Consider the following 25,550-nt stretch of genomic DNA (forward strand, 5'->3'; position numbering starts at 1 on the left):
CCGGCCGGTCGCTCCCCCGTTGGCAAGCCTTATTTCGCCGGGCGGATGTTCATCGCCAGCGTGTCCTCGTCGGAACGGGGAACGATGGTAATGCTCTTCTTCATGCCCCAGGCCGAGACCGTCGAGGCGATCGCGAGATAGGGTCGATCGGTCGAAACCAGCGCATTGGCGTCCATCAGGAACTTTTCGCGCTTCTTGGCGTCCATCTCGACGGCGGCGTCCTCGATCAGCTTGTCCATCGTCTTGTTGGCATAGCCGCGCAGGTTGAACGCACCGAGCTTGCTCGCCGGGTCATTGCTGTGGGCGAGCGATGACAGGGTGTAATTCGACTCGCCCGTCAGCGTGCCCCATCCCGACATGGTCATCGAGTAGTCGCCGCGGGTGTTGGCCGGGAAGAAGACGGCGCCCGGCTGAGCGTTCGCCTCCGCCTGGATGCCGACGGCCGTCAGCATCTGGGCGATCGTCGTGCCGACATCCTTGTCGCCCGGCAGGCGGTCGTTGGTGAAGGAGAAGGTCACCTTGAAGCCGTTCGGATAACCCGCTTCGGCAAGCAGCTTCTTGGCCTTTGCCGGATCGGCCTTCGTGGATTTGACGGCCGGGTTCCAGCCGAAGATATTCGGTGTCACGAGCTGCGACTGGACGCTGCCCATGCCTTCCATGGCGATCTCGGTGATCGTCTCGCGGTCGATCGCCAGATCGAAGGCTTCGCGCACCTTGGGATCCTGGAATGGGTTCTTCGGCAACGGCGAACCATCCTTGGCGCTCACCTGCGGCGGCTTATCACGGAAATCGAAGGCGACGTTGAAGAGATAGACGCTATCCTGGCGCACGACGGTGAGCTTGGCATCCTTCTCGAGCGTCGGGACGTCGGAGGCCGGAATGCGCGAGATCAGGTCGACCTGGCCGGCTTTCAGCTGTGCGACGCGGGCCGCATCGTTCGGGATCTCCTTGCGGGTGACCTTGTCCCAGGGTTCCTTCTCGCCCCAGTAGCCGTCGAACTTCTGCAGCACGAGCTGTTCCTTCGGCGTCCAGGAGACGAACTTGTAGGGGCCGGTGCCGATCGCCGCCTTGCCGGAATTGAAACCTTCCGACGCCTTGTCGGCATTCGCGGAAAAATCCTTGGCGGCCGTGTGCGACACGACGAAGAGACGGATGAAATCGTTCGGCAGGTTCGGTGCCGGACCATCGGTCTTGATGCGGATCGTCAGCGGATCGACGATCTCGATGCCCCGCACGCGGCGGACATAGATGGTGGTCGGGTTCGGGCCGGTCACCGCGGGGATGCGTTCGATCGAGAACTTCACGTCCTCGGCAGTGAAGTCGGAGCCGTCATGGAACTTCACACCCGGGCGGAGCTTGAACTCCCAGGTCGTGTTGTCGATGGCCTTCCAGCTCGTCGCAAGGCCTGGCTCGAGTTCGAGATTGTTGCCGGATTTCACCAGCGAGTCATAGATATGCTTGACCGCTTCGGCATGGGTGCCGGCCGCGGTGAAATGCGGGTCTACAGACAGCGGGCCGGCGCGCACGCCGATCGTCAGGTCGGCGGCAAGTGCAGCACCCGAAACGCTGCCGAGCAATACGGCGGCGAGAGCCGCGGTGCGGAATGTCTTCGAAATCGTCATTCTTCGTTCTCCTCTATATTTATCATTGGGGGCCAGTTGGGTGAGTCCACGACGACTTTGGCCAGCAGTTCGGAGAGCATCAGCTTTTCGGCAGGGGTCAGCCCCGACAGCATGACCTTTTCGCGCTCCACCATCGGATGCATGGCCTGGTCGACGATGCGCTTTCCCTCGTCCGTGATGTAGAGGACGAAGCTTCGAAGATCCGCCGCATCGACCTCGCGCCGGATGATGTTCTTGTCGATCAGCTTCTGGATCGCCCGGCTCATCGTATTCTTCGGGAAGCCCGAGGAGCTGCTGATCGCACTGGCCGTCAGCCCGTCGGAAAGGCCGAGCGAATAGAGCACTACGAATTCCGGCCGGGCCAGCCCATACTCTTTTTCGATCCAGCGATAGATCGGTTCGTTGAACTGCAGCGCCAGGAAATTGATGCGAAAGGAAAGCCAGCACGGGTTCTGCCAAAGCTTCACGGAGACCAGATCATCGACGCCGTGACTGCCGGCCGCGGCCTTGCCGCCTTGCCTCAGGAGCGCGTCGAGGGATGAGATTTCCAATTGCAACGCCGTCATCTCCCGCAGAAATCCCGTCCGGATTTTGTTCCGTATGGAACTTGACGGTAGGTTATTTGGCTGTCAATCTCTTTTTTTAGTTCCGTATGGAACCTTGCACTTGATTGGCGCAGCGCCTGTCAAGGCACATTTTTTGTGCTTTTCGCGAAGTTCTGATTAGTTTTTGCGCGGAACGGGCATCGCTTGGAGATTTCATGAAGATCGCGGATATGAACTGGATGCAGGTGGAGGAACGGGCGGCGGAGGACGACCGCTGCGTGCTCCCGATCGGCAGCGTCGAACAGCACGCCTATCTGAGCCTCGCGACCGACATGATCCTTGCCGAGAAGGTCTCGCTTGACGCAGCAGAGCCGCTCGGCATTCCGGTTTTCCCGGTCGTGCCCTACGGCCTCGCCTCATCGTTCGCGACTTTTCCCGGCACGCTGACGCTGACGTTGTCCACCTATATCGGGGTGATCCGCGACCTGATGGACAGCATCCACCGTTCCGGCTTCCGCCGCATCCTGATCGTCAACGGCCACGGCGGCAATACGCCGGCGACAGCGGTCATCTCCGAATGGCTGAATGCTCATCCGGACGCGTCGGTGAAATTCCACGACTGGTGGCGCGCGCCAAAGACCTGGGCAAAGGTGCAGGACACCGATCCGGCGGCATCGCACGCCTCCTGGATGGAAAACTTCCCCTGGACGCGCACCACCGATCAGCGCCAGCCGACAAGCGCCAAGCCGAAGGTGGATTTCGCCGGCCTTGCTCGCGTCGATGCAGCCCGCAAACGCGAACTGCTGGGCGACGGAAACTATCACGGCCTCTACCAGCGCCCCGACGAGGACATGCTGGCGATCTGGGACGTGGCCGTCGCGGAAACGCGAGAACTTCTCGAAAACGACTGGCACTGACGGCGAGGCAGCCTTCGGGCACCTCACCCTAAGAAACCCGCAGAAGACGGGCCTGGGGACAAGAACAGGGGAACATATGTTAGGTTTCATCTTGCAACGCCTGTGGCAGGCGGCGATCGTGGTCATCGCCATGTCGGCGCTTGTCTTCTGCGGCGTCTATGCCGTCGGCAATCCCATCGACGTGCTGATCTCCCCGGATGCGACGCAGGACATCCGTGCCGCGGTGATCGCCCAATACGGGCTCGATCAGCCGCTCTGGCGGCAATATTTCGCCTTTCTCGGCAGGCTGGTCGAAGGCGATTTCGGCCGCTCGCTCGTCTATAGCATGCCGGTCAGCGAGCTGATCCTCACCCGCCTGCCGGCAACGCTGGAATTGACGCTCGCCGCCGTCCTCTTCGCCAGCCTCGTCGGCATCCCGATCGGCATGTATGCCGGTTACCGGCCGCACAGCCTGGTTTCGCGTGCCACCATGGCGATCTCGATCCTCGGCTTCTCGGTGCCGACCTTCTGGTTCGGCCTGATGCTGATCATGGTTTTTGCCGTCCAATGCGGCTGCATGCCGGCCGGCGGACGCGGCGAGACGGTCAGCCTGTTCGGCGTCGATTTCAGTTTCCTGACCGGCGACGGGATTTCCCACCTCGTCCTGCCGGCGCTGAACCTCGCACTCTTCAAGTTCTCGCTGATGATCCGCTTGGCGCGCGCCGGCACCCGTGAACTGATGCTGAGCGACACGGTGAAATTCGCCCGCGCCGCTGGCCTCTCGGAATTCACGGTGCTGAGCCGGCACGTTCTGCGGCTGATTTCCATCCCGCTGGTTACCGTCTTTGGCCTGGAACTCGGCTCGACGCTCGCTTTTGCGGTCGTCACCGAAACCATCTTTTCCTGGCCGGGCCTCGGCAAGCTGATCATCGACAGCATCACCTCACTCGACCGGCCGGTCATGGTCGCCTACCTGATGCTCGTCGCCTTCCTGTTCATCGTCATCAACCTGATCGTCGATCTGACCTACGCGCTGCTCGATCCGCGCCTGCGAAAGGGACGTGCCTGATGCGCGACACTCTGCTTGGCCGCTTCCTCGAGGAATTCTTCCGCAACAAGGTCGCAACCGGTGCCGCGATCGTCGTTTTCCTGATCGTGCTGACCGCGATCATCGCGCCGCTGGTCACGCCGCAGGACCCCTATGACCTCACCAGCCTGGTCTTGCGCGATGCGCGGCGGGCGCCGGGTTATGTCGGCACCGGCGGCTACACCCATTGGCTCGGCACGGACTCGCAAGGCCGCGACCTGCTGTCGGCGATCATCTACGGCCTGCGCATCTCGCTGCAAATGGGCGTGATTGCCGGCGGCATCGCCTTCGTCATCGGCGCGGTGGTCGGCTGCTCGGCGGCCTATATCGGCGGCCGCTTCGAAAGCCTCGCGATGCGCATCGTCGACCTGCAGCTGTCCTTCCCGGCCATCCTGCTCGCCTTCGTCATCGCCGCCCTTCTCGGACAAGGGCGTTACCAGCTGATCATGGCGCTGATCTTCGCGCAATACGCCTATTTCGCCCGCACCGCCCATGGCGCGGCGTCCGCCGAACGGCAAAAGGATTATGTCGAGGCGGCGCTTTCCATACCGCTATCGCCCTGGCGCGTCGTGTTGAAACATATCCTGCCGAACTCGCTGCCGCCGCTGATCGTCGTCGCGACCGTGCAGGTGGCGAGCGCCATCTCGCTCGAAGCCACTCTCTCCTTCCTGGGCGTCGGCCTGCCGCCGACCGAACCGTCGCTCGGCATGCTGATCGCCAACGGTTTTCAATACCTGCTCTCCGGCCGTTACTGGATCTCGATCTATCCGGGCGTCGCGCTGATCCTGTTCATTGTCTCGCTCAATCTCGTCGGCGACCAGATCCGCGACCAGCTCAACCCGAGGCTCCGCCGATGACCCCGTCGTATATTGGCCCGCTTCTCGAAGTCACCAATCTCAAGACCTGGTTCCCGAGCGGCCGCGGCGAGATCAAGGCGGTCGATGGCGTCTCCTTTTCGCTGGCGCCGGGCGAAGTGCTCGGCCTGGTCGGCGAATCCGGTTCCGGCAAGTCGATCACGGGCTTCTCGATCATCGGCCTGATCGACGAGCCCGGCCGCATCGTCGAGGGATCGATCAGGCTCGAAGGCTGCGAACTGATCGGCCTCCCTGCCCATGAGCTGCGCGCCATCCGTGGCAAGACCATTTCGATGGTCTTCCAGGACCCGATGATGACGCTGAACCCGGTTCTCAGCATCGGCACCCAGATCAGGCTCGCCCTCGAAGCGCATGAAAACATCAGTGCCTCGGACGCGCGCGAAAGAGCGATCAAGGCGCTGGCGCAGGTCAGGATCACCGAGCCGGAACGCAAGGTGGATTTCTTTCCGCACCAGTTTTCCGGCGGCATGCGCCAGCGCGTGGCAATTGCCATCGCCCTGCTGCACCGGCCGAAACTGATCATCTGCGACGAACCGACGACGGCGCTCGACGTGTCGATACAGGCGGAAATCCTTGCCGAGATGAAGGAACTGGTAGCCGAACTCGGCACCGCGCTGATCTGGATCAGTCATGACCTCGCAGTCGTATCGTCCCTCGCCGACCGCGTCGCGGTGATGCGGTCCGGCAATATCGTCGAGATCGGCCCGGCGCTCGGCGTGCTCACCCGCCCGCAGCACGACTATACCAAGGCGCTGCTCGACGCGCTGCCCTCGCGCGCCAAGCCCGGCCAGTTGCTGCTGCGCGGCATTGGCATCGCCGACGCGGCTCCGCCGCCACGCAAGTCGGCAACCGCCAATCTGCCGCCGCTCGGCAGCCCCTACCTTGTTATCGACAATGCGATGAAGCGCTTCGAAAAGCCGGCGGGCCTGTTCCGGAACCTGGCGATCAAGTCGGGAATTTCCCAGCCGCTGCCGGTGGTGCAGGCAGTCGACGGTGTCTCGATCACGCTGAATCGCGGCGAAGTGCTTGGCCTGGTCGGCGAATCCGGCTCCGGAAAATCGACGCTCGGCCGCATGGCGGCCGGCATCGCGGTTCCCACCGCAGGCACGATCCGTCTCAACGGCAAGCCGGTGATGAGCGGCGGCCGCAATGCGCGAAAAATCACCACCCGCATCCAGACGATCTTCCAGGATCCGTTCGCGTCGCTGAACGGCCGAATGCGGATCGGCGACATCATCGCCGAAGGCCCGCTCGCCCATAAGCTTGTCACCCGCGCGGAAGCGCCCGCCTATGTCAAGGAATGGCTGGCGGCGGTCGGGCTCGATCCGGGATTCGCCAACCGTTTCCCGCATCAGTTCTCCGGTGGTCAGCGCCAGCGCATCGCCATCGCCCGGGCGCTTGCCATGCAGCCGGATGTGATTGTCTGCGACGAACCGGTCGCCTCGCTTGACGTGTCGATCCAGGCGCAGATCATCAACCTGTTGATCCGCCTGCGCGCCGAACTCGACCTGTCGCTGATCTTCATCAGCCACGACCTGTCCGTCGTCCGGCATCTCTGCGACCGCGTCGCGATCATGTATCGCGGCAGGATCGTCGAAGAAGGCGACGCATCGACGATCTACGCCGACCCGCAGCATGACTACACCAGGCGGCTGCTCGCAGCCGTCCCGGTCCTGCCTGAGGCGGCTGAATAACAAAAGGGAGAACGGGACATGGAACCATGGGAATGGGACGAGGCCACCTGGCGCGGCAAGGTCAACAAGGTGCGCGCCGGCCGCTCGCTGAAGCCGACGGAGTGGAAGGATGGAGCGCGCTGCGCGGTCGCACTCTCCTTCGACAGCGACCATGAGACCAACGAGCTTCGCGACGGCGGCGAATCGATCGGCCGCATGTCCCAGGGGCAATACGGCAACCGCATGGGCGTGCCGCGCATCCTTCAGACGCTGAAGAATGCCGATGTGCCGGCGACCTTCTTCGTGCCGGCGGTCGCCGCCCTCCTCTATCCCGACGAACAGCGGCGCGTCATCGCCGAGGGTCACGAAATCGGCCTGCACGGCTGGATCCACGAAGTGAACACGAAAGTACCCCCGGACAAGGAACGCGAACTGCATTTCCGCGCCGCCGATACGCTCGAAAATATCACCGGCATCCGCCCGGTCGGCATGCGCACGCCTTCCTGGGATTTTTCGCAGGAGACGCTGAAGATCGAGCGCGAACTCGGGCTCATCTACGATTCCTCGCTGATGGCCGACGACGACCCTTACGAACTGCTCGAGGACGGCGAACCGACCGGCATGGTCGAACTGCCGGTCGAATGGATCCGCGACGATGCGGTCTATTTCAACATGAACCGTTTCACCGCGCTTCGCCCCTACACGCCGCCGACCTCCGTGCTAGACATCTTCAAGCGCGAGTTCGACCGCGCCTATATCGAAGGCGGACTGTTCCTGCTCACCATGCACCCGCATGTGTCGGGCTACCGATCACGCATCTTCGTGCTCGAAGAGCTGATCCGGCATATCCAGGGCCACGAGGGCGTCTGGTTCGGCACCCACGCGGATATCGCCCGCTTCGCCAGGGACAATGGCGGAGTGTAAGACGTCCCGCAGGGTCGCACTGATCACCGGCTGTCATCGGATCCGGGGTGCGGTAGGCACTCAGATCCGGTCGACCAGGATTTTCATGATCGCCACCCTTTCGGGCAACTCAACCAGATAGTGCGGATCGCGGTCGAGGTGATGCACCTTGTTCGGATCGCCGCCGATGAAAGCCGCCATGGATTGGAAATCCGGCCAGTAGGAGGTCGTCACGAACTCCGTTTCATCGCCGAGCTCTTCCCGGAAAAGCTGGACCGCTAACGCGGTCTTGACGAGCGGCGGAATGCCCGTCTCCAGCAAGTAAGCCTCGTATTCGTCGGCCATTGCGGTCGGTGTCCGTCCCCGCCAGATCCTCGCAATCGTCGCCTTTGTGCTCATGGAATGCTCCTCACATCCGGTTTGCCGGAGCAACTAGAGCCGGAAGAGCGATTGCCAATGGGAAGGCGCTAACCCTTCCCCCGCCCCGGCGCGATGAAGGCGGCGATGGTCGCCTCGTCGAGCCCTGCCTCCTGCAGGAAACGCCGTGCGAACTCGGCACCGGACGCCTTCATCGCATCGTTCGGGCGGATCAGGTGGAAGGCGACGTGGTGGTCGATGGCCCTCTCCGACACGGCGATGACTCGGCCAGAGGCAAGCGCCGCATCCGCGAGGGGGGGCCTGGCGAGCGCGATGCCGAGACCCTGCGCGCAGGCATCGATCACCAGGTTATAATCCTCGAACCGCCGGTCCTGCCCGCGCGGCACGTAATCGATATTTTCGACCGCCAGCCAGCGTCGCCAGGCCTCGACATTCGAATCGTGCAGGATCGGAAGCTCCAGCAGGGATTTCGCATCCGACCGCCCAGCCAGGCGCTCGGCGATGGCAGGCGCCGCGATCGGCATCAGCTTCTCCTGCCAGAGCGGCAGGCTGCGCACGCCAGCCCAGGGTCCCTTGCCGCAGCGGATCGCCAGATCGATGCCTTCGCTGAAATCCGCCAGCCGATGTTCCAGGATCAGTTCCAGATGGATGTCGGCCGCTTCGAGCTTAGAAAGCCGCGAAAACAGCCAGAGCGAGGCAACCGACGGCGTCACCGAAAGCCGGACGACCGTCTTGTTGCGGCGAGGCAGCCACCGCTCGTCGGTGTCGCCGAGCAGCGCCAAGGCCTCTTCTGCGCGGGAGAAAAACCGCATGCCTTCCGGCGTCAGCGTCACACCGCGGGCCTCGCGCGCGAAAAGCCGAACGCCCATCCAGCGCTCCAGCCGGGATATCTGCCGGGAGACGGCGCCGTGGGTGACGCCGCCCTCCTCTGCCGCTGCGGAAAACGATCCGAGACGGGCAGCACGGGCGAAAGTCTCGAGCGTGTCCAACGGTGGCAAAGTGGGCGAGCTGTGAACCATACGCACATATGATCATCGATCGCGGTGCTTTTCAAGCACGGGTGAGAAGGTCTAAATCCATCTTCCATGCTTCGATGGAGAAAAGAGATGAGCACGGTCGCCATGAGTACTCGAACGGAAGAGAGACAGGGATTTGATGTGATCGCCTTCCTGGCGATCCTGGTGACCATCGCTTTCTGGGCCTCGTCCTTCGTCGTCATCCGCATCTGCCTTGGGCCGCTGACGCCGATCGAACTTGCCACGGCGCGTTACGTCCCGGCCGCCCTGATCGCGGCCATCTATCTCGCCGCCGCCCGGCCCGCGCTTCCGGCCAAGGGCGATGGGCTTCGCCTCGTCGTGGCAGCCGTGCTCTTCATCGCAGCCTATGCCGTTCTCCTCAACATGGGCGAGCGAACGGTGGCGGCAGGACCGGCGAGCTTCATCATCAACACCATGCCGGTCTTCACCGCCCTCATCGCCACATTTGCGCTCGGCGAGCGGTTCGGCCGCTGGGGATGGGTCGGAACGGCCATCTCCTTTGCAGGTGTGGCGCTGATCGCCGCCTCCGGCGATGAAGGTTTCGATCTCGATCCGAACGCCATCCTCATCCTCGGCGCTGCGCTCTGCTCCGCGGTCGCCAGCGTCCTGCAAAAGCCGATCCTCGGCCGCATGCCGGCCTTAGCCGTCACGGCCTGGCTGATGCTGATCGGCTCCATTCCGCTTCTGCCGGCCGTCCCTGCCACCCTACAGGCGCTGGTTGCCGCTCCGGCGGATGTGAACTGGGGTATCGCCTATCTGGTGCTCTTCCCGACCGCGATCGGCTACGTCACCTGGGCGATTGCCTTGAAGCGCCTGTCCGCCGCCCGCGCTGCCAATTTCCTCTACGGCGTACCTCCGACCGCAACCCTGATCGGCTTCCTCTGGCTCGGCGAGGTGCCAACCCTGATCGGCGCGATCGGCGGCATCATGGCGATCATCGGCGTGCTCGTCGTCAACGTCATGCGCAGGCGATAGCGCATCCGTAGAATCATCAAAAAAAGCAATGGCTTCCAGCCAAATGATGAATCAATGTCTGCGGCGACCTATTTTCCGGTACCGTTCACCAGCTGCAGGATGAGCTGGTGGACATTGCCGCCCTCGCTCATCTCCATCCGGTCGTAGTCGTTGCTGCGCTTCTGCTGCGCCTTCGAAATTTCGCCGAGCTTGGCCGTCAGCTCAGTCCGGATCTTTGTGCATTTCGGATCGTTGGCGACGCTCAAACCCACGCTCACCCGCTCGATCTCCTTGACCATGTCGGTGATGATGACCCCGTGGAGCAGTTCATGCTTGCGGACGCCTTCGATGAAGACATCCCATTTCCTCTTGAGTTCAGGGGAAAGCGCCGATGCCGGTTTTGGCAGCGTGTAGGTGATGATCAGCTTCGGCCGCGCCGAAACCAGCGTGCAGGCGCCGTCCAGCTGCGGCCGGTAATCCCGGGTCCAGGTCAGCTTGAAATTGGTATGGGCGATGGCGCGGACTTCCTTGCCTATCTTCGGGCCGCGCTCGCCGATGGAAGCGTAGAGATCGACCCCGGAATCGCCCGTGACGGGATAGGTCTGGACCTGCTCGACGGGCTGCCACTGGCTCTGCGCCGACGCATTGATCGGCATCAGCGAGAGACACACCGCCACCCGGAGAATTGCTGCACCTATCCTCACCCAAATCCTCCCGCTTCAATTGCCGGGAAACTACGAAGACGGCGTCGCAGTTTCAATCGGCCAGATGTGTTTCCGTGAACGCTATCCATCAGGACTTTTGTTCCAGGCCTTGCCATATTTCCTTCAAAATGGATGATGACAGTTATGTGACAAAGCATTGTGACCTGGTGGGGAGTTGAATGGGGGAAAAGCGTAAGGTCTACGAGGCATTGGTCGATGGCGCCATGGATGGCCTCACCGACGAAGCCTTGTTCAAATTCGTCAACAAGCGCTGCCCGAAAACATCGAGCAAGAAGATCGTCCGGGCTGCCTTGCTGGGCCTTACCGATCCTCACCTGCGTGACCGCAACATTCTCGACACGATCTATGCGCTGGCGATCAAGCACCGGATGGACGAGTTTCGGGATGGCGAGGATGGCAACGACGAAAGAGAGGCGTGGCCGGCACCTTTCGCCCGCCCGCTGGACAAGGAAACGGCCCGCCCGGATTTGCCCTAGGCGTTTCCCGCGCTGTCATCCACCCTACACAGAAACTGTCTAGGCTGCCCTCATCGAGGGTCAGTTCATGCACGGCCGTACCAATCTCACAGCCATGAGGCTGATGGATGCCTGCGAGCATCTGCTTTGCGAAGCCGAGGCTCTGGAGGATCTGACCGCACGACGGATCGCCATCGAGGCGCATGCGACGCCCTCCGCCATCAGCTACCATTTCGGCTCCCAGGAAGAACTGGTCGCAGCGGTCGCAGAGCGGGTCTATCGACGGCTCAATGCCGAGCGGCTGAGCCTGCTGCGCAGGGCCGCCGACCGCCGGGCGCCCGATCCGCCCGATCTCGATGAAGTCATCGCGGCCCTTGTCGGCCCGTCGATCCGCTGGAGCCTCGACCCGACCTCCAGTTATCCGGTCCTGTCGCATTTCACCTCGATGGCGAAGACCCATCGGGAACGCGCGCCTCACTACCGCCGCATCATCGACGACGTCGAACACCATCGGGCTTTCATCCCGCATCTGAAGCGGATCGCGCCCTGGCTCGACGAGGTCGATATCGGCTGGCGGCTCAATTGCGCGCTCGGCATCCGCTCCCAGGTCACCCGCTCACGATCGCGCACGGAAGTACTGACCAATTACAGCATCGACCTTGACGATCCCGACACCGTCATCGCCCGCATGGTCGAGGTCATCGCGCCGATGTTCCGTCGCTAGAGCCGGTTTCGAACGGCATTCGAAATCCGTCACGCGCAGGAAATAAACCCCTTCTAACGGTCCTTCTGACGAAACCGTCATCCATGGAGGCATCCGGTGCGACGCGAAACCACATTCATCCATCTGACCGACCTGCATATCGGCACCGCCGACGACAGCCACCTGCACAGCGACACCACCGAGACGCTGCACCAGGTGCTTGACCTTGTCGCCACCGTGACGCCGAAGCCGCAATTCGTGATCGCCAGCGGCGACCTGACCAACCGGGGCGATGCCGAAAGTTTTCGCCGGCTGAAGGAGATCATCGACGCCAGGATCGACGTACCGGTCATCTATGCACTCGGCAATCACGACACTCGCCCCGGTTTCTATGAAGGCATGGGCGTCGAGGCCCATGATCCGGATGCACCCTACGACCACGACACCATCATCGATGGCATCCACATCATCACCATCGACTCGACGACGCCCGGCCTGATCGGCGGCACGATCGATCCCGAACAGTTCGACTGGCTCGCCTCGACGCTCGACAGTCATTCCGACCTGCCGAAGCTGATCGTCGTCCACCACCCGCCGGCACTCGGCGAGGAAGCCGATGCTGCTCACTGGCGGACGATCCATTTTCCGCAGTCGGAACGTTTTCGCGAACTGCTGAAGGGCCGCAACATCATCGGCATTCTGAGCGGGCACATCCATCACGACCGCGTCTCCGTCTGGCACGGCATCCCGGTCGTCGTCGGCACCGGCCAGCATGCCGCGACCGACATCCTGCGCACCGACATCCTGCGCATGGTGCGCGGCGCCTCCTTCGGCATCGGCACTATCCGCCCGTCCGGCCTCACCATGGCCTTCGTGCCGTTGCCGTCCGACCGCGCCGAGCTCAACACCTATCCGCTCGAACTTCTGATGGCCCGGGCAATGCCCGTCGCCGCCGAATAACCCTCATCCGGAGACACGCAAAATGCTGCGCAGAACCACGCTCAAGCTGATGGCGACGCTCACCGCCGCCTCCCTGTCGCCGCTCGGGGCGCTTGCCGAAATGCCGGCGACCATCGACAAGCCGGTGACGATCAGCTTCTACAACTACAACCTCGCGTCCGCCGGCATCGGCTCCGAGGCCACCAAGGAACTGATCGCCGGCTTCGAGAAGAAGTTCCCGAACGTGAAGGTCGAGACGATCGCCGTGCCCTCGAACGAGATCATCAACCGCGTTCAGGCCGATATCGTCGCCGGCAAGCAGCCGGACGTCGCCCAGCTGACTTTCCGCGACCTGATCTTCATCGCCAGCGACCTCGGCGGCAACGCGCTCGAGGACATGGTGAGCCCGGCGGAACTGAAAGAGCATCTTGCGGGCATGATCCCCAAGGGGCTCGAACTTGGCAAGGTCGATGGCAAGACCTATGGCCTCGCCTACACCTTCTCGACGCCCGTCCTTTATTACAACGGCGACCTCTTCAAGCAGGCCGGCCTCGACCCGAACAATCCGCCGAAGACCTGGGCCGACGTCAACATCGCCGGCAAGGCGATCAAGGAAAAGACCGGCAAGAACGGCTTCTTCCCCGGCGCCTACGGCCCGAGCGACGGCACCTTCGTCTATCAGGCGATCGTCATGTCGAACGGCGGCAAGGTGCGCGACGGCAACAAGCTGACCTACGCCGACTCCAACGCGGCGGAAGCCGTGAGGATGCTGCGCGATATGGTCGATAGCGGCGCCCATGCCAAGATCGACCCGGCCAGCGGCTCGGATACCTTTGCCGCCGGCAATCTCGGTATGTTCGTCTACACGACCGCAACTCTCGGCGCCTACAAGAAGGCTTCGGCCGGCAAGTTCGACCTGCGCATCGCGCCAATGCCGTCCTTCGGCGAAAAGGCGACTGCCCCCACCAATTCCGGCAGCGCCCTGTTCGTCTTCAGCAAGGAGCCGGCCAGGCAGCGCGCCGCCTACGAACTCCTGAAATACCTGACGAGCAAGGAAGCCTACACGATCATCACCAGCAAGATCGGCTACCTGCCGCTGCGCCTCGATATCGTCGATGATCCGAACTACCTCGGCCCCTGGGTCAAGGAAAACCCGATGTTCCGCGCCAACCTGGAACAGCTGAACCGGCTGACCGCCAACGTCGCCTTCCCCGGCCCGAACTACCGCCAGGTCGAGAAGATGATGATGGACTCGGTGCGCGAGGCCGTCTTCGGCAAGGGCGATCCGATCGCGACGCTCAAAGCCGCCCAGGACCAGGGCCAGGAGCTGATGCCGTAACCATCACGAGGAGATGCCGGGCGGGTCTCGCTTTCCCGTCCGGCGTCGTTGTCCCCTTGGGGTCATTCGGGGAAATTTCATGACCGATATCCAGGCCGATCTTGCAAGGCCGCTCTCCGTTGTCCGGGTTCCCGCGGCTGCCCGTCAGCGCGGCGCCTTCACCGTGCAGCCCTGGCTCTATCTCGCACCGGCGCTGTGTCTTCTGATGATGTGGACCTATGTGCCGCTGGTCGAGGCGTTCCAGCTTTCCTTCTACCAGTGGAACATGCTGCCGACCGCGCCGCAGCGTTACGTGGGCCTGACCAACTACCAGCGCCTGTTCGCCTTGCCCGAGATGCGCGCCGCGCTCTGGAACACGCTTTTCTACATTCTCGGCCTCTTCCCGATGTCGGTGATCATTCCGCTCTTCGTGGCGATCTGGACCCAGGATCTCGAAGGCCGCGCCCGGACCATCTACCGCGCGCTGATCTTCGTGCCGATGATCGTCGCGCCCGTGGTCGCCGCCATCCTGTGGCGCTGGCTGCTCAACGAGGACCAGGGGCTGATCACGCTCGGCCTGGAGACGATCGGTCTCGGCCGCATCGGCTTCCTGACCGATCCGAAATATGCGCTCGCGACGCTCACCTGGATCACCGGCTGGAAGCTGATCGGCTTTTCCACCCTTTTGTTTTCCGCCGCCAATGCCGGCATCAATCCCTCCTACATCGAAGCCGCGCGCATCGACGGCGCCAGCCGCTGGGGGATCATCCGCGATATAAGACTGCCGCTGCTGTCGCCGACCATCCTGCTTCTGTCGATGATGACGATCCTGTTCGGGGCCCAGTGGAGCTTCGCCTATATCAACGTGCTCACCAATGGCGGGCCGCTGAAATCGACCACCAACATTTTCTACCTGCTCTGGGAATACGGTTTCCAGACCATGTCGGCCGGCTGGAGTTCGGCCGCCGGCATGATCGCCTTTGCCGGTTTTGCGGTCATCGCGGCGGGCTGCATGTGGCTCACGAAAAGGTTCGCGGTCTATGACAATTGACGCTTCCCATGCCTCGGTCGCGCTCGCCTCAGCGGAAACGAAGTCCGGCAGGACCCGACGGTTCGCGGTGCATGCGGTGATGATCCTCCTGTCCTTCCTGTCGATCTTTCCGATCTACTGGATGATCGTCACGTCGCTTCGGCCGGAGAACGAGATCTTCTCCACCTCGCTCTGGCCGTCGAACCCGTCGCTGGAAAACTATGTCTTCGTGCTGACCCGCATTCCGATGATCGGAATGCTGATCAACACCACGATCGTCTCCGCCGCTACGGCCCTTCTCCAGGTGGTGACCGGCCTGTTCGCGGCCTATGCGCTGGTGCGCTGGCGCATGCGCCTGTCCGGCGTCATCCACGGGCTCATCGCGCTCTCCTGGCTGGTGCCGTTCCAGGTCACCATGATCCCCAACTACGTGCTCGCCTCGCGGCTCGGCCTCCTCGACACGTTGACCGGTCTCATCGTGCCCAACGCGGCGCATGCCTTTGCGATCCTGCTGCTCTACAACGCGATGCGCTCCTTCCCGACCGAGATCCTCGAAGCGGCGCGCATCGACGGGGCCAGAAGCTGGAAGATCCTCTGGCAGATCGTCGTGCCGAACATGGGCGCGCCGATCGCCTCGCTGTCGATCATCGCCTTCATCTCCGCCTGGAACGAATATTTCTGGCCGCTGCTCCTGTCGCGCAAGCCGGAAAACTCGGTCGTCCAGATCGGCCTGCAGATGTTCATGACCCAGGAGGGCAATCTCTGGGGGCCGCTGATGGCGGCCGCTGCACTCGCCAGCCTGCCGATCCTGGTCATCTACCTGGTCCTGCAGCGCCACGTTATCGAATCCTTCATGAAATCCGGAATCCGCTGATATGCTGAGCTATGAACGCCTGATCGCGCTGGAAGGCGCCCACAATGTCCGCGACCTCGGCGGTTACAGAACCGCAAACGGCGGCCTGACCCGCTGGCGTTCGATCCTGCGCGGCGACGCGCTGCACCGGCTGAGCGAGGCAGATATCGACACCCTGCTGGATAACGGACTGGCCACCGTTATCGACCTCCGCAACGCTCACGAGATCGCCGTCGAAGCCAATCCCTTCGTTCACCATGCACAAGTGCGCTACCACAACACGCCGCTGTTTTCGGCGCTGGCACCGGTCGAGATGATGGCGAATGCCGGGGTAAGCTTCGACATGGGCGACCGTTATTGCCAGGCGATCGACGACTGCCAGCCAGCCATCGCCGAAGTCCTGAAAACCATCGCCGACGCACCTGAAGGGGCCGTGCTCTTCCATTGCAGCGCCGGCAAGGACCGGACCGGCGTGATCTCGGCCCTGCTGCTGGCGAACGCCGGCGTCGATGAGACGACCATTGTCGAGGACTACGCACTGACCGCGACGATCTCCGGCCCGCTGATTGCAAGGCTGCGGGAACGCGCGCTTGGCCGCGGCACGCCGGCTGATCTCGTCGATATCGTCCTCGCCTCCGAGCCGCGCAGCATGCGCCAGGCGCTCGACCATATCAGCAAGAACTACGGCAGCGTACGGGACTATCTGGCAAAGCTCGGGCTCGACGGTGCAGGCGTTGAGCGGCTGAGAACTCGCCTTTCGTAATATCCGGTCGATCAACCCTGCGGGCGTGCCGCAGGAACAAGCACGCGGTCGACGATCCGCGAGTCGAGGTCGTAGACGGAAATCGGCGTGTCCTTGCCGATCCGCGTTCCGTCGAGCAAGCGGATCAGGTCATCCGCGCCGCCGACTGGCTGGCCATCGATCGCCAGGATGAAATCGCCTTCCTTCAAGCCCGCGCGATCCGCCGGGCTGCCAGGATCGATACGGCGGATGCGCACGGTCGTTTCCTGTGTCATGCCTGCCTTCACCGCGATGCGGCGCGGCAGCGCGGTCGTATCGACGACGATGCCGATGAAGGCGCGCCGCACATGGCCGAAACGCAGGATTTCCGAGACGACGAAATTGGCGGTGTTGGAGGCGACCGCAAAGGCGATGCCCTGCGCGCCGCGGATGACCGCGGTATTGACGCCGACCACTTCACCGGAGGCGGATACCAGCGGCCCACCGGAATTGCCCGGATTGAGCGCCGCATCGGTCTGCACGACATCGTCGATCAGCCGCCCGGTGGAAGACCGCATCGAGCGGCCGAGTGCCGACACGACACCTGATGTCACCGACCAGTCGAAGCCGAGCGGATTGCCGATCGCAATCGCGATATGGCCGCGCCGCAATTTCTGGGAATCGCCGAGCCGTGCCCAGGCCTGCACGTCCATGTCGGCACGCACCAGCGCGATATCGGTATCGGCGTCACGGCCGAGAACGGCACCCTGCCCAACCGCTCCGTTGGCGCTGCGGATGCGCACCGTCTTGGCATCGGCCACGACATGATGGTTGGTGATGATCAGGCCGTCGGGCGAAATCGCAAAACCCGATCCGTGGCCCCCCTGGCCGGCAACGCCGCCGAGCCGCTCGATGCGGCTGACGGCGGGACCGACGCGGTCCACCGCGCCGGCAACCGTCTCCGAATAGGCGTCGAGCAGGACGCTATCCTCGGGGACGGGAGGATTGATATCGATAAATCCCATGACAAGAACTCCGGAAAACACCTTCTGAAAAAAGAGAAGGTCCTTGAAGGAGCTGATGTGGTGGGTTGGAAAGCCGGAAACAAGAACCCGGCCAAGACCCCAGCAGTGGCCGGCTCAGCTCTCCGAAAAGATCGGATCCTGGGTGAACATGCCGCCCTGGTAGACGGCGGCCGGGGACGTCGGCTCCGGGCGCCCCTTGGCATCGAGCTCGGCCCGGAAACGTTCGGCATTGTCCTTCGGCTTCCAGCCGAGATAGGACGCGTGCGAATTGTCCCACCACTTGCTGTCATTGTCGGAGATGCCCCAGATGATCGGGCAGCCGAGCATCGGCGCGCGGAAGACGCAGTCGATCAGCGACGCGAAATCGTCATAGGACATCCAGCCCGACAGCATGCGGTGGTTGATCGGCTTTTCGAAACAGCTGCCGATCCGCACGAGCGCCGTCTCCTGCCCGAACTTCTCGAAATACATGCGCGCCAAAGCCTCGCCAAAACATTTCGAAACCCCGTAGAGACCGTCCGGTTTCATCGGAGCCTTGACGTCGATATGTTCGTCCTGCCGGTAGAAACCGACGACGTGGTTGGAGCTGGCGAACAGGATCCGCGGATGGCCGTGCGCCCGGGCGGCTTCGTAGAGATTGTAGAGGCCGAGCAGGTTGGCGTTGAGGATTTTTGAAAACTTGTCCTCGACCGAGACCCCGCCGAGATGCAGGATACCGTCGCAGCCCTCGACCAGCTTCATGACGGCATCGGCATCCCCGAGGTCGCAGACGACCATTTCCTCATTCGGCCCGGCGGCGCCGAGATCGACGATATCGGAGAGGCGAAGCGTTTCGGCAAAACCGGCAAGGCGCGAGCGCATGGCGCGTCCGAGGCCGCCGCCGGCGCCGGTGATCAAAAGTCTTTTCAAGAAATCATCCTCCGAAAGCGGCCCGTCGACCGCGGCAATCCAGTTCATTGGCCAGTTCACTGACAGGCGTGCCGGCCAACTTGTTCGTGACAAGCGTCGACACTTATCATACATGTTGGGAAAGCTCGGTCAACAAGCCGGGGTCGGTTCGGCGCGCCCGCCCAACTTGACATACGGGTTGACGCCATAGTGTGATGTGCTGCCGAGCAGGGAGGAATGAAATGAGCGTTGAAACCAAACTCGATACCGGCAGGGGATCGAGGACGCTTGTTTCCCGCCTCGGAGAAACGCTACGCCAGGCGATTGCGGCAGGCCAGTTTCCGCCAGGCTCACGCCTGCCGAGCGAAGCTCAGCTGACCGAGGCGCACGGCGTCAGCCGCACCGTGGTGCGCGAGGCGATCGCATCGCTACGCGCCGACCGATTGGTGGAAGCACGTCAGGGCGCCGGCGTCTTCGTGCTGGAGCCTCAGCGCAACGCGCAGCCGATCATGCTTTCCCTCCCGAATATCGATCTCGCCCGCGTATCCTCGATGATCGAGCTGCTGGAGCTTAGAACCGCCGTCGAAGTCGAGGCTGCGGGGCTGGCCGCACTTCGCCGTTCCCCCGCACAGGAAGAAGTCATTCTCGATCGCCATTATGCGGTCCGGGCCTGTCTCGAGGCCGCAAAACCAACCAGCGAGGCGGATTTCGCGCTGCATCTTGCCATCGCCGAAGCCACCAACAATCCCCGCTTCCGCGAATTCCTGACCATGATCGGCCGCAGCCTGATCCCGCGCGCAGCCCTGCGCCCGGATGATTCGGAGGCCGATCAGGCGACCTATATCAAGCTGCTTGATCAGGAGCACAACGCCATCGTCGTGGCGATTTCCGACGGTGACGAGGAAGGTGCGCGAGACGCCATGCGCCGGCATCTGCGGGGCGCGCAGCTGCGCTATCGCACCCTTCTCCGGGAGCTCCGCGAATCTGTAAGATGACTTGTTGACACAAGTCAGCGCAACCTGTACGACAATTTTTGTCTGGAGGAGACGCTTACAAAGGAAATCCACATGATGACGCCTGAAGAAATCAAGGTCGCACTTGGTGCCGGCCTGCTGTCCTTTCCCGTCACCCATTTCGACAAGGAAGGCCAGTTTCAGCCGGAAAGCTATCGCCGCCATGTGGAATGGCTGTCGGGCTTCGACGCACCGGTCCTGTTTGCCGCAGGCGGCACGGGCGAATTCTTCTCGCTGTCTCCCAATGAAGTTCCCGGCATCGTCTCCGCCGCCAAGGAAGCGGCCGGCAAGACCGCGATCGTCTCCGGCTGCGGTTTCGGCACCCATGTCGGCGTCGAAATGGCCCGCGCGGTCGAAAAGGCCGGCGCCGACGGCATCCTTTTGCTGCCGCATTACATGATCGATGCGCCGCAGGAAGGTCTTTACCAGCATGTGAAGCGCATCTGCCAGTCGGTTGGCATAGGCGTCATGGTCTATAACCGTGACAACTCTATCCTCTCCGTCGATACGCTGAAGCGTCTCTGCGACGAATGCCCGAACCTGATTGGCTTCAAGGACGGCAGCGGCGATATCGGGCTTGTCCGGCAGATCACCGCCACGATGGGCGACCGGCTGATGTATCTCGGCGGCATGCCGACCGCCGAATTGTTCGCCGAAGCCTATCTCGGCGCCGGTTTCACCACCTATTCCTCGGCGGTCTTCAACTTCGTGCCGGGTCTGGCTGTCGAATTCTACAAGGCGCTGCGTGCCGGCAACCGCAGCCGCTGCGAGGAGATCCTCCGGGACTTCTTCTATCCCTTCATGGCGATCCGCAACCGCCGCAAGGGTTATGCCGTCTCCGCCATCAAGGCCGGCGTGCGCCTGCAGGGTTTCGATGCCGGCAAGGTGCGCCCGCCGCTCGATGATCTGACGGCGGACGAAGAAGACATGCTTGCAAAGCTCATTGCGCCCTGGAAGCGGTAAGCCCGATGAAGATCGCTTCCGTTCGCACCCATCTTCTCGAACACAGGCTTGACGTCGCCTTCGAAAGCGCCTCGATGCGCTTCGATCGCCGCGCCCATGTGCTCGTCGAGATCGAGTGTGATGACGGCACGATCGGCTGGGGCGAATGCCTCGGCCCGGCACGCCCGAATGCGGCCGTGGTCGCGACTTACGCGAACTGGCTGATCGGCGAAAACCCGCTCGAAACCGAAAAGATCTGGGCGCGGCTCTATAACGCGCTCCGCGACCAGGGCCAGCGCGGCCTTGCCGTCACCGCACTTTCGGGCATCGACATCGCGCTCTGGGACATCAAGGGCAAGCATTTCGGCGTGCCGGTCTCGATCCTGCTCGGCGGCCGTTTTCGCGAAAGCGTCAAGGCCTATGCGACCGGCAGCTTCAAGCGCGACGGTGTCGATCGGGTCGAAGACAACGCGACGGATGTCGCCCGTTATTGGGACGAGGGTTTTCACGCCAGCAAGATCAAGATCGGCTTCGGCGTCGAGGAGGACCTGCGCGTCATCCGCGCCGTGCGCGACGCCGTCGGCCCCGACATGCGCCTGATGGTCGATGCCAACCACGGTTATGACGCGATCGAGGCAATCCGCTTCGGCCAGGCGGCCGCGGAACTCAACATCGACTGGTTCGAAGAACCCGTCGTGCCGGAACAGCTCGCCGCCTATCGCGAGGTCCGCGCGCGCCAGCCGATCCCGGTTGCCGGCGGCGAGACCTGGCACAGCCGCTGGGGCATGCGCGAGCCGGTGGAAACCCGCGCCGTCGATATCCTGCAGCCCGACCTTGCCGGCGTCGGCGGTTTTACCGAGGCCAAGCGCATTGCAGATCTGGCAGCGCTTCACGGCATCCGGGTCGTGCCGCACGTCTGGGGCACCGCCGTGCATATCGCCGCCGCCCTGCAGTTCATGGCGGCGATGATCCCGAGCCCGGTTCGCGTCAACCCGATCGAACCGATCCTCGAATTCGATCGTACCCACAATCCGTTCCGTCAGGCGGTGATCAAAACCCCGATCGAACACGAGCGCGGCGTGGTGCAGATCCCGAACGGCCCCGGCCTCGGGATCGAGATCAACCGCGATGCGCTCAAAGAATTCCGCATGGGAGACATCTGATGCTCGTCCGCACCCTTTCCGGCAATCCTCCCAGGACCAAGCTGCCCAAGGGCGCGGTCGATACCCAGATGCATGCCTATCTGCCGGGTTACCCTTCCCTGCCCGGCGGTCCCGGGCTGCCGGCGGGAGACCTGCCGACGCCCGCGCAGTATCTCGAGTTCATGCGCTGGATCGGCATCGACCGGGTCATCGTCACCCAGGGCAATGCCCAGCAGCGCGACAATTCCAATCTCAATGCCTGCCTTGCGGAATTCGGCTCGATCGCCCGCGGCGTCTGCGTCATCGACAGCACCACGTCGGACGCCGAACTGGATAGCCTTGTGGCAGCCGGCAATGTCGGCGCCCGCATCATGGACCTGCCGGGCGGCGCAGTGAACCTGTCGGAACTCGAAGCCGTCGATGCCAAGGCTGCCTCCCGCAACTGGATGGTCGCCGTCCAGTTCGACGGCAGCAACATTCTCGACCACGAGGTGCGTCTGAAGAACCTGAAGTCCCGCTGGGTCTTCGATCACCACGGAAAGTTCTTCGCTGGTGTGACGCCCGATAGTCCGCAGGTCGATGCCGTCAAGCGCCTCATCGACGGCGGCAAGTGCTGGTTCAAGTTCGCCGGCGTCTACGAATCCTCGAAGGCCGGCGGCCCGGACTATGCCGATGTCGCGGCGGTCGCCCGGGAGATCGCCGGATACGCACCGGAACGTATCGTCTGGGGCACCAACTGGCCGCACAATCTCGCCCGCGAACAGGCCGATTATCCGGATGACGCGGCGCTGACCGACACCGTGCTCGGCTGGTTCCCGGACGAGGGCGCGCGCGCGCGCGCACTCGTGAAAAATCCCGAAGAGCTTTACGGCCTGCCAGCCCGTTAAACGGCAAGGGGGACCGGGGGAAGACTGACGAATTCAACGACCGGGGCGTGGAGGCTCCGGCGCTCACTCAGAGGAGGACAACATGATACTTAAGACATTGCTCGGCCTTGCCTTCGGCCTCACGCTCAGTGCGACGGCCGCAAACGCACAGGTCACCCTGCGTTCCGCCGACATCCATCCGGACGGTTATCCGACCGTCGACGCCGTCAAATATATGGGTGAACTGGTCTCCCAGCGTACCAACGGCCGCATCAAGATCCAGGTCATGAACAACTCGGTCCTGGGTGGTGAAAAGGACACGATCGAGCAGACCCGTTTCGGCGTCATCGATATGAACCGCGTCAATGCTGCGCCGTTCAACAACCTCGTGCCGCAAACCACCGTTCTCGGCCTGCCCTTCCTGTTCCGTTCGACCGAGCACATGCACAAGGTCGTCGACGGCCCGATCGGCGACGAAATCCTGAAAGCCTTCGAACCGCATGGCCTGATCGGCCTTGCCTACTACGATTCCGGTGCACGCTCCTTCTACACGACCAAGAAGCCGATCACCAAGCTTGCCGACCTGAAGGGCATGAAGATCCGCGTCCAGCAGTCCGACCTCTGGATCGCCATGATGCAGGCCTTCGGCGCCAACCCGACGCCGATGCCGATGGGCGAAGTCTATTCCTCGCTCGAAACCGGCGTGGTCGACGGTGCGGAAAACAACTGGCCTTCCTATGAATCGGCCCGCCACTACGAAATCGCCAAGAACTACACGCTGACCGAACATTCGCTGAACCCGGAAATCCTGGTCATGTCCAAGATCTCCTGGGATAAGCTGACCCCGGAAGACCAGAAGATCTTCCGCCAGGCCGCCAAGGACTCCGTCGTCAAGATGCGCGAACTCTGGACCGCCCGCGAAAAATCGTCGGAAGCCAAGGTCCGCGCCGGCGGCGCCAACGTCATCAAGGTCAACAAGGACGAGTTCTCGGCCGTCATGAAGCCGGTCTATGACAAGTTCGTCACCGACCCGAAGCAGAAGGCACTGCTGGAGCAGATCCAGGCCGTCAAGTAAGCCTAACGGGACCGGCCCTCGCCAAGAGGGCCGGTTTTTTCTTGCATATCCGGCAGCCCCGCTGCCGCAAGAGGACAGGATCATGAGAAACTTCATGCTGGCCATAAAGCCCTATCTGGGCGGGCTTAGCCGCCTATCACTTTATATCTCCTGCATCGGCATGATCGCCATGACCCTCATTGTCGGCTGGCAGGTATTCGGCCGCTACGTCCTCAACGACTCGCCGAGCTGGTCCGAACCTCTGTCGCTCTATCTGATGTCCTGGTTCATCATGCTCGGAGCCGCCGTCGGTGTGCGCGAAAGCGTGCATCTCGGGCTCGATATCGTCCGTTACGTCATGCCGCAGACAATCCAGAAGGCCATGGACCTGCTGAGTCTCGGCCTGATCGTGCTCTTCGGCATCGGCATGGCCTATTATTCGACGCTGCTGGCCCTGGGCACCTGGTCGGCCACCATTCCCGTTCTCGGCTGGCCGGGCGGCACCGACTTCTTCCCGATGATCGTCGGCGGCGCCATGATCTCCCTTTTCGCTCTGGAGCGCTTCGTCGATGTCGCCATCGGCGAGGACGTTGCTGCCGACGTCCTCGTGCAGGAGGCTGCGTAATGGCCTACGCCATTCTTTTCGGTTCGTTCGCATTCCTTATGCTGATCGGCATGCCGATCGCCTTCTGCCTCGGCATCGCCTCCTTCGCGACGGTCCTCTACATGGGCCTGCCGCCGATCGTCGTCTTCCAGCAGCTGAATTCCGGCATGAACGTCTTCGCCATGATGGCGATCCCGTTCTTCATCTTCGCCGGCGACCTGATGGTGCGCGGCGGCATTGCGCAGCGCCTCATCCGCTTCGCGGCGGGCCTTGTCGGCCACATGCGCGGCGGTCTCGGCCAGGTCAACGTCGTCGCCTCGACATTGTTCGGCGGCATTTCCGGCTCTGCCGTGGCGGACGCATCGGCCGTCGGCGGATTGATGATCCCGCAGATGGCTGCGCGTGGCTACGACAGGGACTATGCAGTCAATGTGACGGCCAATGCCGCCATCATCGCGCTGATGATCCCGCCCTCGCACAACATGATCCTCTATTCGATCGCAGCGGGCGGCAACCTTTCCGTCGCCGACCTCTTCACAGCCGGCATCATTCCCGGCCTGCTCCTGGCTTTGGCGCTGATGTTCACGGCCTGGTGGGTTGCCGTCAAGCGCGGCTATCCGGCCGACCCCTTCCCCGGCTTCGCCCGCGTCGGTTATTACCTCTTGGCGTCGCTCCCGGGCATCCTGCTGATCGCCATCATCTTCGGCGGCGTCCGCTCCGGCGTGTTCACGGCAACGGAAAGCTCCTGCATCGCCGTCCTCTACGCCTTCCTCGTCGCCATGCTCGTTTATCGGGAACTGAACTGGGAAGGTTTTGTCGAGGCCGTCATGGGCGCCGTGCGCACCACCGCGATGGTGCTGCTGGTGATCGGCACTGCAGCCTCGTTCGGCTGGCTGATGGCGTTCCTGCAGGTCCAGACGCTGATCATCGCGGCGATCGGAGCGATCTCGGACAATCCGATTGTCGTGCTCCTGATGATCAACGTCATCCTGCTGGTCCTCGGCACGTTCATGGACATGGCGCCCATGGTCATCATATCGACGCCGATCCTGCTGCCCGTCGTCAAGGCCTTCGGCATCGATCCGGTCCATTTCGGCGTCATCATGATCCTCAATGCCGGCATCGGCCTTAACACCCCGCCGGTCGGAACCGTGCTCTTCGTCAGTTGCGCGGTCGGCGGCATCACAATACGTGAAGCGATGCGCACGATCTGGCCTTTCTTCGGAGCCAGCATCGCAGTATTGCTGCTCGTGACTTACATCCCTGCCCTGTCGCTCTGGCTGCCAAGCGTTTTCAGATGAG

The 25,550-nt window shown here is 62.7% G+C and carries 27 protein-coding genes; 20 read left to right on the forward strand and 7 right to left on the reverse strand.

What is annotated here, in order from left to right; translation table 11 throughout:
* Window positions 1–29: 29 nt before the first annotated feature.
* Both ACSQ8R_RS10530 and ACSQ8R_RS10535 read right to left on the reverse strand, forming a co-directional pair.
* The gene (locus ACSQ8R_RS10530) at window positions 30–1,622 is read right to left on the reverse strand and encodes an ABC transporter substrate-binding protein (RefSeq protein WP_436253292.1); all 1,593 of its coding nucleotides are present in this window, start codon (window positions 1,620–1,622) and stop codon (window positions 30–32) included.
* Complete coding sequence (locus tag ACSQ8R_RS10535; RefSeq protein ID WP_436253293.1) at window positions 1,619–2,173, reverse strand: MarR family winged helix-turn-helix transcriptional regulator; 555 nt, start codon at window positions 2,171–2,173, stop codon at window positions 1,619–1,621. Before ACSQ8R_RS10535 ends, ACSQ8R_RS10530 begins: the two co-directional genes overlap by 4 nt.
* 209 nt (window positions 2,174–2,382) lie before the next feature.
* Between ACSQ8R_RS10535 and ACSQ8R_RS10540 the strand changes: the two genes are divergently transcribed.
* From ACSQ8R_RS10540 to ACSQ8R_RS10560, 5 genes are all read left to right on the forward strand, one after another.
* Window positions 2,383–3,084, forward strand: coding sequence for a creatininase family protein (locus ACSQ8R_RS10540; protein ID WP_436253294.1), 702 nt, complete (start codon window positions 2,383–2,385; stop codon window positions 3,082–3,084).
* Window positions 3,085–3,160: 76 nt separating this feature from the next.
* Window positions 3,161–4,132 (forward strand): ABC transporter permease, encoded by a 972-nt coding sequence (locus ACSQ8R_RS10545; RefSeq protein WP_436253295.1) that lies wholly within the window; start codon window positions 3,161–3,163, stop codon window positions 4,130–4,132.
* Window positions 4,132–5,007, forward strand: coding sequence for an ABC transporter permease (locus ACSQ8R_RS10550; protein WP_037083410.1), 876 nt, complete (start codon window positions 4,132–4,134; stop codon window positions 5,005–5,007). Before ACSQ8R_RS10545 ends, ACSQ8R_RS10550 begins: the two co-directional genes overlap by 1 nt.
* Window positions 5,004–6,719, forward strand: a complete 1,716-nt coding sequence (locus ACSQ8R_RS10555) for a dipeptide ABC transporter ATP-binding protein (protein ID WP_436253296.1) — start codon at window positions 5,004–5,006, stop codon at window positions 6,717–6,719. Before ACSQ8R_RS10550 ends, ACSQ8R_RS10555 begins: the two co-directional genes overlap by 4 nt.
* An 18-nt stretch (window positions 6,720–6,737) precedes the next feature.
* The gene (locus ACSQ8R_RS10560) at window positions 6,738–7,622 is read left to right on the forward strand and encodes a polysaccharide deacetylase family protein (protein ID WP_436253297.1); all 885 of its coding nucleotides are present in this window, start codon (window positions 6,738–6,740) and stop codon (window positions 7,620–7,622) included.
* A 60-nt stretch (window positions 7,623–7,682) separates the two neighbouring features.
* On the opposite strand, the gene ACSQ8R_RS10565 is transcribed toward ACSQ8R_RS10560, so the two are convergent.
* Both ACSQ8R_RS10565 and ACSQ8R_RS10570 read right to left on the reverse strand, forming a co-directional pair.
* The gene (locus ACSQ8R_RS10565) at window positions 7,683–8,000 is read right to left on the reverse strand and encodes a hypothetical protein (RefSeq protein WP_436253298.1); all 318 of its coding nucleotides are present in this window, start codon (window positions 7,998–8,000) and stop codon (window positions 7,683–7,685) included.
* 68 nt (window positions 8,001–8,068) lie between these two features.
* Window positions 8,069–8,998, reverse strand: a complete 930-nt coding sequence (locus ACSQ8R_RS10570; protein ID WP_436255440.1) for a LysR family transcriptional regulator — start codon at window positions 8,996–8,998, stop codon at window positions 8,069–8,071.
* 87 nt (window positions 8,999–9,085) lie between these two features.
* Between ACSQ8R_RS10570 and ACSQ8R_RS10575 the strand changes: the two genes are divergently transcribed.
* Complete coding sequence (locus tag ACSQ8R_RS10575; RefSeq protein ID WP_436253299.1) at window positions 9,086–9,991, forward strand: DMT family transporter; 906 nt, start codon at window positions 9,086–9,088, stop codon at window positions 9,989–9,991.
* A 68-nt stretch (window positions 9,992–10,059) separates the two neighbouring features.
* Here the strand turns inward: ACSQ8R_RS10575 and ACSQ8R_RS10580 are convergent, their stop codons facing one another.
* Entirely contained in the window at window positions 10,060–10,674 is a 615-nt protein-coding gene (locus tag ACSQ8R_RS10580; protein ID WP_436253300.1) for a DUF922 domain-containing Zn-dependent protease, read from the reverse strand.
* A gap of 179 nt (window positions 10,675–10,853) precedes the next feature.
* Here ACSQ8R_RS10580 and ACSQ8R_RS10585 point away from each other — a divergent pair, with 179 nt between their 5' ends.
* The 7 genes from ACSQ8R_RS10585 to ACSQ8R_RS10615 all read left to right on the forward strand — a co-directional run bounded on the left by ACSQ8R_RS10585 (window position 10,854) and on the right by ACSQ8R_RS10615 (window position 16,756).
* Window positions 10,854–11,171, forward strand: a complete 318-nt coding sequence (locus ACSQ8R_RS10585; protein WP_436253301.1) for a hypothetical protein — start codon at window positions 10,854–10,856, stop codon at window positions 11,169–11,171.
* Between the two features lie 67 nt (window positions 11,172–11,238).
* Window positions 11,239–11,874, forward strand: coding sequence for a TetR family transcriptional regulator (locus tag ACSQ8R_RS10590; protein ID WP_436253302.1), 636 nt, complete (start codon window positions 11,239–11,241; stop codon window positions 11,872–11,874).
* A gap of 96 nt (window positions 11,875–11,970) precedes the next feature.
* Window positions 11,971–12,813: a metallophosphoesterase family protein gene (locus ACSQ8R_RS10595; protein WP_436253303.1), complete on the forward strand. Its 843-nt coding sequence runs from the start codon at window positions 11,971–11,973 to the stop codon at window positions 12,811–12,813.
* Window positions 12,814–12,835: 22 nt separating this feature from the next.
* On the forward strand, window positions 12,836–14,131 hold the full coding sequence (locus tag ACSQ8R_RS10600) for an ABC transporter substrate-binding protein (RefSeq protein WP_436253304.1): 1,296 nt from the start codon (window positions 12,836–12,838) through the stop codon (window positions 14,129–14,131).
* A gap of 79 nt (window positions 14,132–14,210) precedes the next feature.
* On the forward strand, window positions 14,211–15,161 hold the full coding sequence (locus ACSQ8R_RS10605) for a carbohydrate ABC transporter permease (RefSeq protein WP_436253305.1): 951 nt from the start codon (window positions 14,211–14,213) through the stop codon (window positions 15,159–15,161).
* Window positions 15,151–16,014 carry a carbohydrate ABC transporter permease gene (locus ACSQ8R_RS10610; RefSeq protein WP_436253306.1) on the forward strand — a complete coding sequence of 288 codons (864 nt, stop codon included), beginning with the start codon at window positions 15,151–15,153 and terminating at the stop codon, window positions 16,012–16,014. The genes ACSQ8R_RS10605 and ACSQ8R_RS10610 overlap by 11 nt, the downstream gene beginning before the upstream one ends.
* Before the next feature lies 1 nt (window position 16,015).
* Window positions 16,016–16,756 carry a tyrosine-protein phosphatase gene (locus ACSQ8R_RS10615; RefSeq protein ID WP_436253307.1) on the forward strand — a complete coding sequence of 247 codons (741 nt, stop codon included), beginning with the start codon at window positions 16,016–16,018 and terminating at the stop codon, window positions 16,754–16,756.
* An 11-nt stretch (window positions 16,757–16,767) separates the two neighbouring features.
* Here ACSQ8R_RS10615 and ACSQ8R_RS10620 read toward each other — a convergent pair whose 3' ends face one another.
* The gene (locus ACSQ8R_RS10620) at window positions 16,768–17,739 is read right to left on the reverse strand and encodes a S1C family serine protease (protein WP_436253308.1); all 972 of its coding nucleotides are present in this window, start codon (window positions 17,737–17,739) and stop codon (window positions 16,768–16,770) included.
* A gap of 114 nt (window positions 17,740–17,853) precedes the next feature.
* On the reverse strand, window positions 17,854–18,648 hold the full coding sequence (locus ACSQ8R_RS10625) for an NAD-dependent epimerase/dehydratase family protein (protein WP_436253309.1): 795 nt from the start codon (window positions 18,646–18,648) through the stop codon (window positions 17,854–17,856).
* A 221-nt stretch (window positions 18,649–18,869) separates the two neighbouring features.
* On the opposite strand from ACSQ8R_RS10625, the gene ACSQ8R_RS10630 reads away from it, so the two are divergent.
* The 7 genes from ACSQ8R_RS10630 to ACSQ8R_RS10660 all read left to right on the forward strand — a co-directional run bounded on the left by ACSQ8R_RS10630 (window position 18,870) and on the right by ACSQ8R_RS10660 (window position 25,549).
* Window positions 18,870–19,622: a FadR/GntR family transcriptional regulator gene (locus ACSQ8R_RS10630; RefSeq protein WP_436253310.1), complete on the forward strand. Its 753-nt coding sequence runs from the start codon at window positions 18,870–18,872 to the stop codon at window positions 19,620–19,622.
* A gap of 75 nt (window positions 19,623–19,697) precedes the next feature.
* Window positions 19,698–20,603, forward strand: coding sequence for a 5-dehydro-4-deoxyglucarate dehydratase (kdgD, locus tag ACSQ8R_RS10635; protein ID WP_436255441.1), 906 nt, complete (start codon window positions 19,698–19,700; stop codon window positions 20,601–20,603).
* A gap of 5 nt (window positions 20,604–20,608) precedes the next feature.
* Window positions 20,609–21,745: a mandelate racemase/muconate lactonizing enzyme family protein gene (locus tag ACSQ8R_RS10640; protein WP_436253311.1), complete on the forward strand. Its 1,137-nt coding sequence runs from the start codon at window positions 20,609–20,611 to the stop codon at window positions 21,743–21,745.
* Window positions 21,745–22,611, forward strand: a complete 867-nt coding sequence (locus tag ACSQ8R_RS10645) for an amidohydrolase family protein (protein WP_436253312.1) — start codon at window positions 21,745–21,747, stop codon at window positions 22,609–22,611. Before ACSQ8R_RS10640 ends, ACSQ8R_RS10645 begins: the two co-directional genes overlap by 1 nt.
* An 82-nt stretch (window positions 22,612–22,693) precedes the next feature.
* A complete protein-coding gene (locus tag ACSQ8R_RS10650; RefSeq protein ID WP_436253313.1) occupies window positions 22,694–23,665 on the forward strand; it encodes a TRAP transporter substrate-binding protein in 972 nt (323 codons plus the stop codon).
* Window positions 23,666–23,747: 82 nt separating this feature from the next.
* On the forward strand, window positions 23,748–24,269 hold the full coding sequence (locus ACSQ8R_RS10655; protein ID WP_436253314.1) for a TRAP transporter small permease: 522 nt from the start codon (window positions 23,748–23,750) through the stop codon (window positions 24,267–24,269).
* The gene (locus ACSQ8R_RS10660; RefSeq protein WP_436253315.1) at window positions 24,269–25,549 is read left to right on the forward strand and encodes a TRAP transporter large permease; all 1,281 of its coding nucleotides are present in this window, start codon (window positions 24,269–24,271) and stop codon (window positions 25,547–25,549) included. Before ACSQ8R_RS10655 ends, ACSQ8R_RS10660 begins: the two co-directional genes overlap by 1 nt.
* The last annotated feature ends 1 nt before the right edge of the window (window position 25,550 follow it).

Source organism: Neorhizobium sp. LjRoot104, from assembly GCF_964253725.1.
Classification (GTDB): Bacteria; Pseudomonadota; Alphaproteobacteria; order Rhizobiales; family Rhizobiaceae; genus Neorhizobium.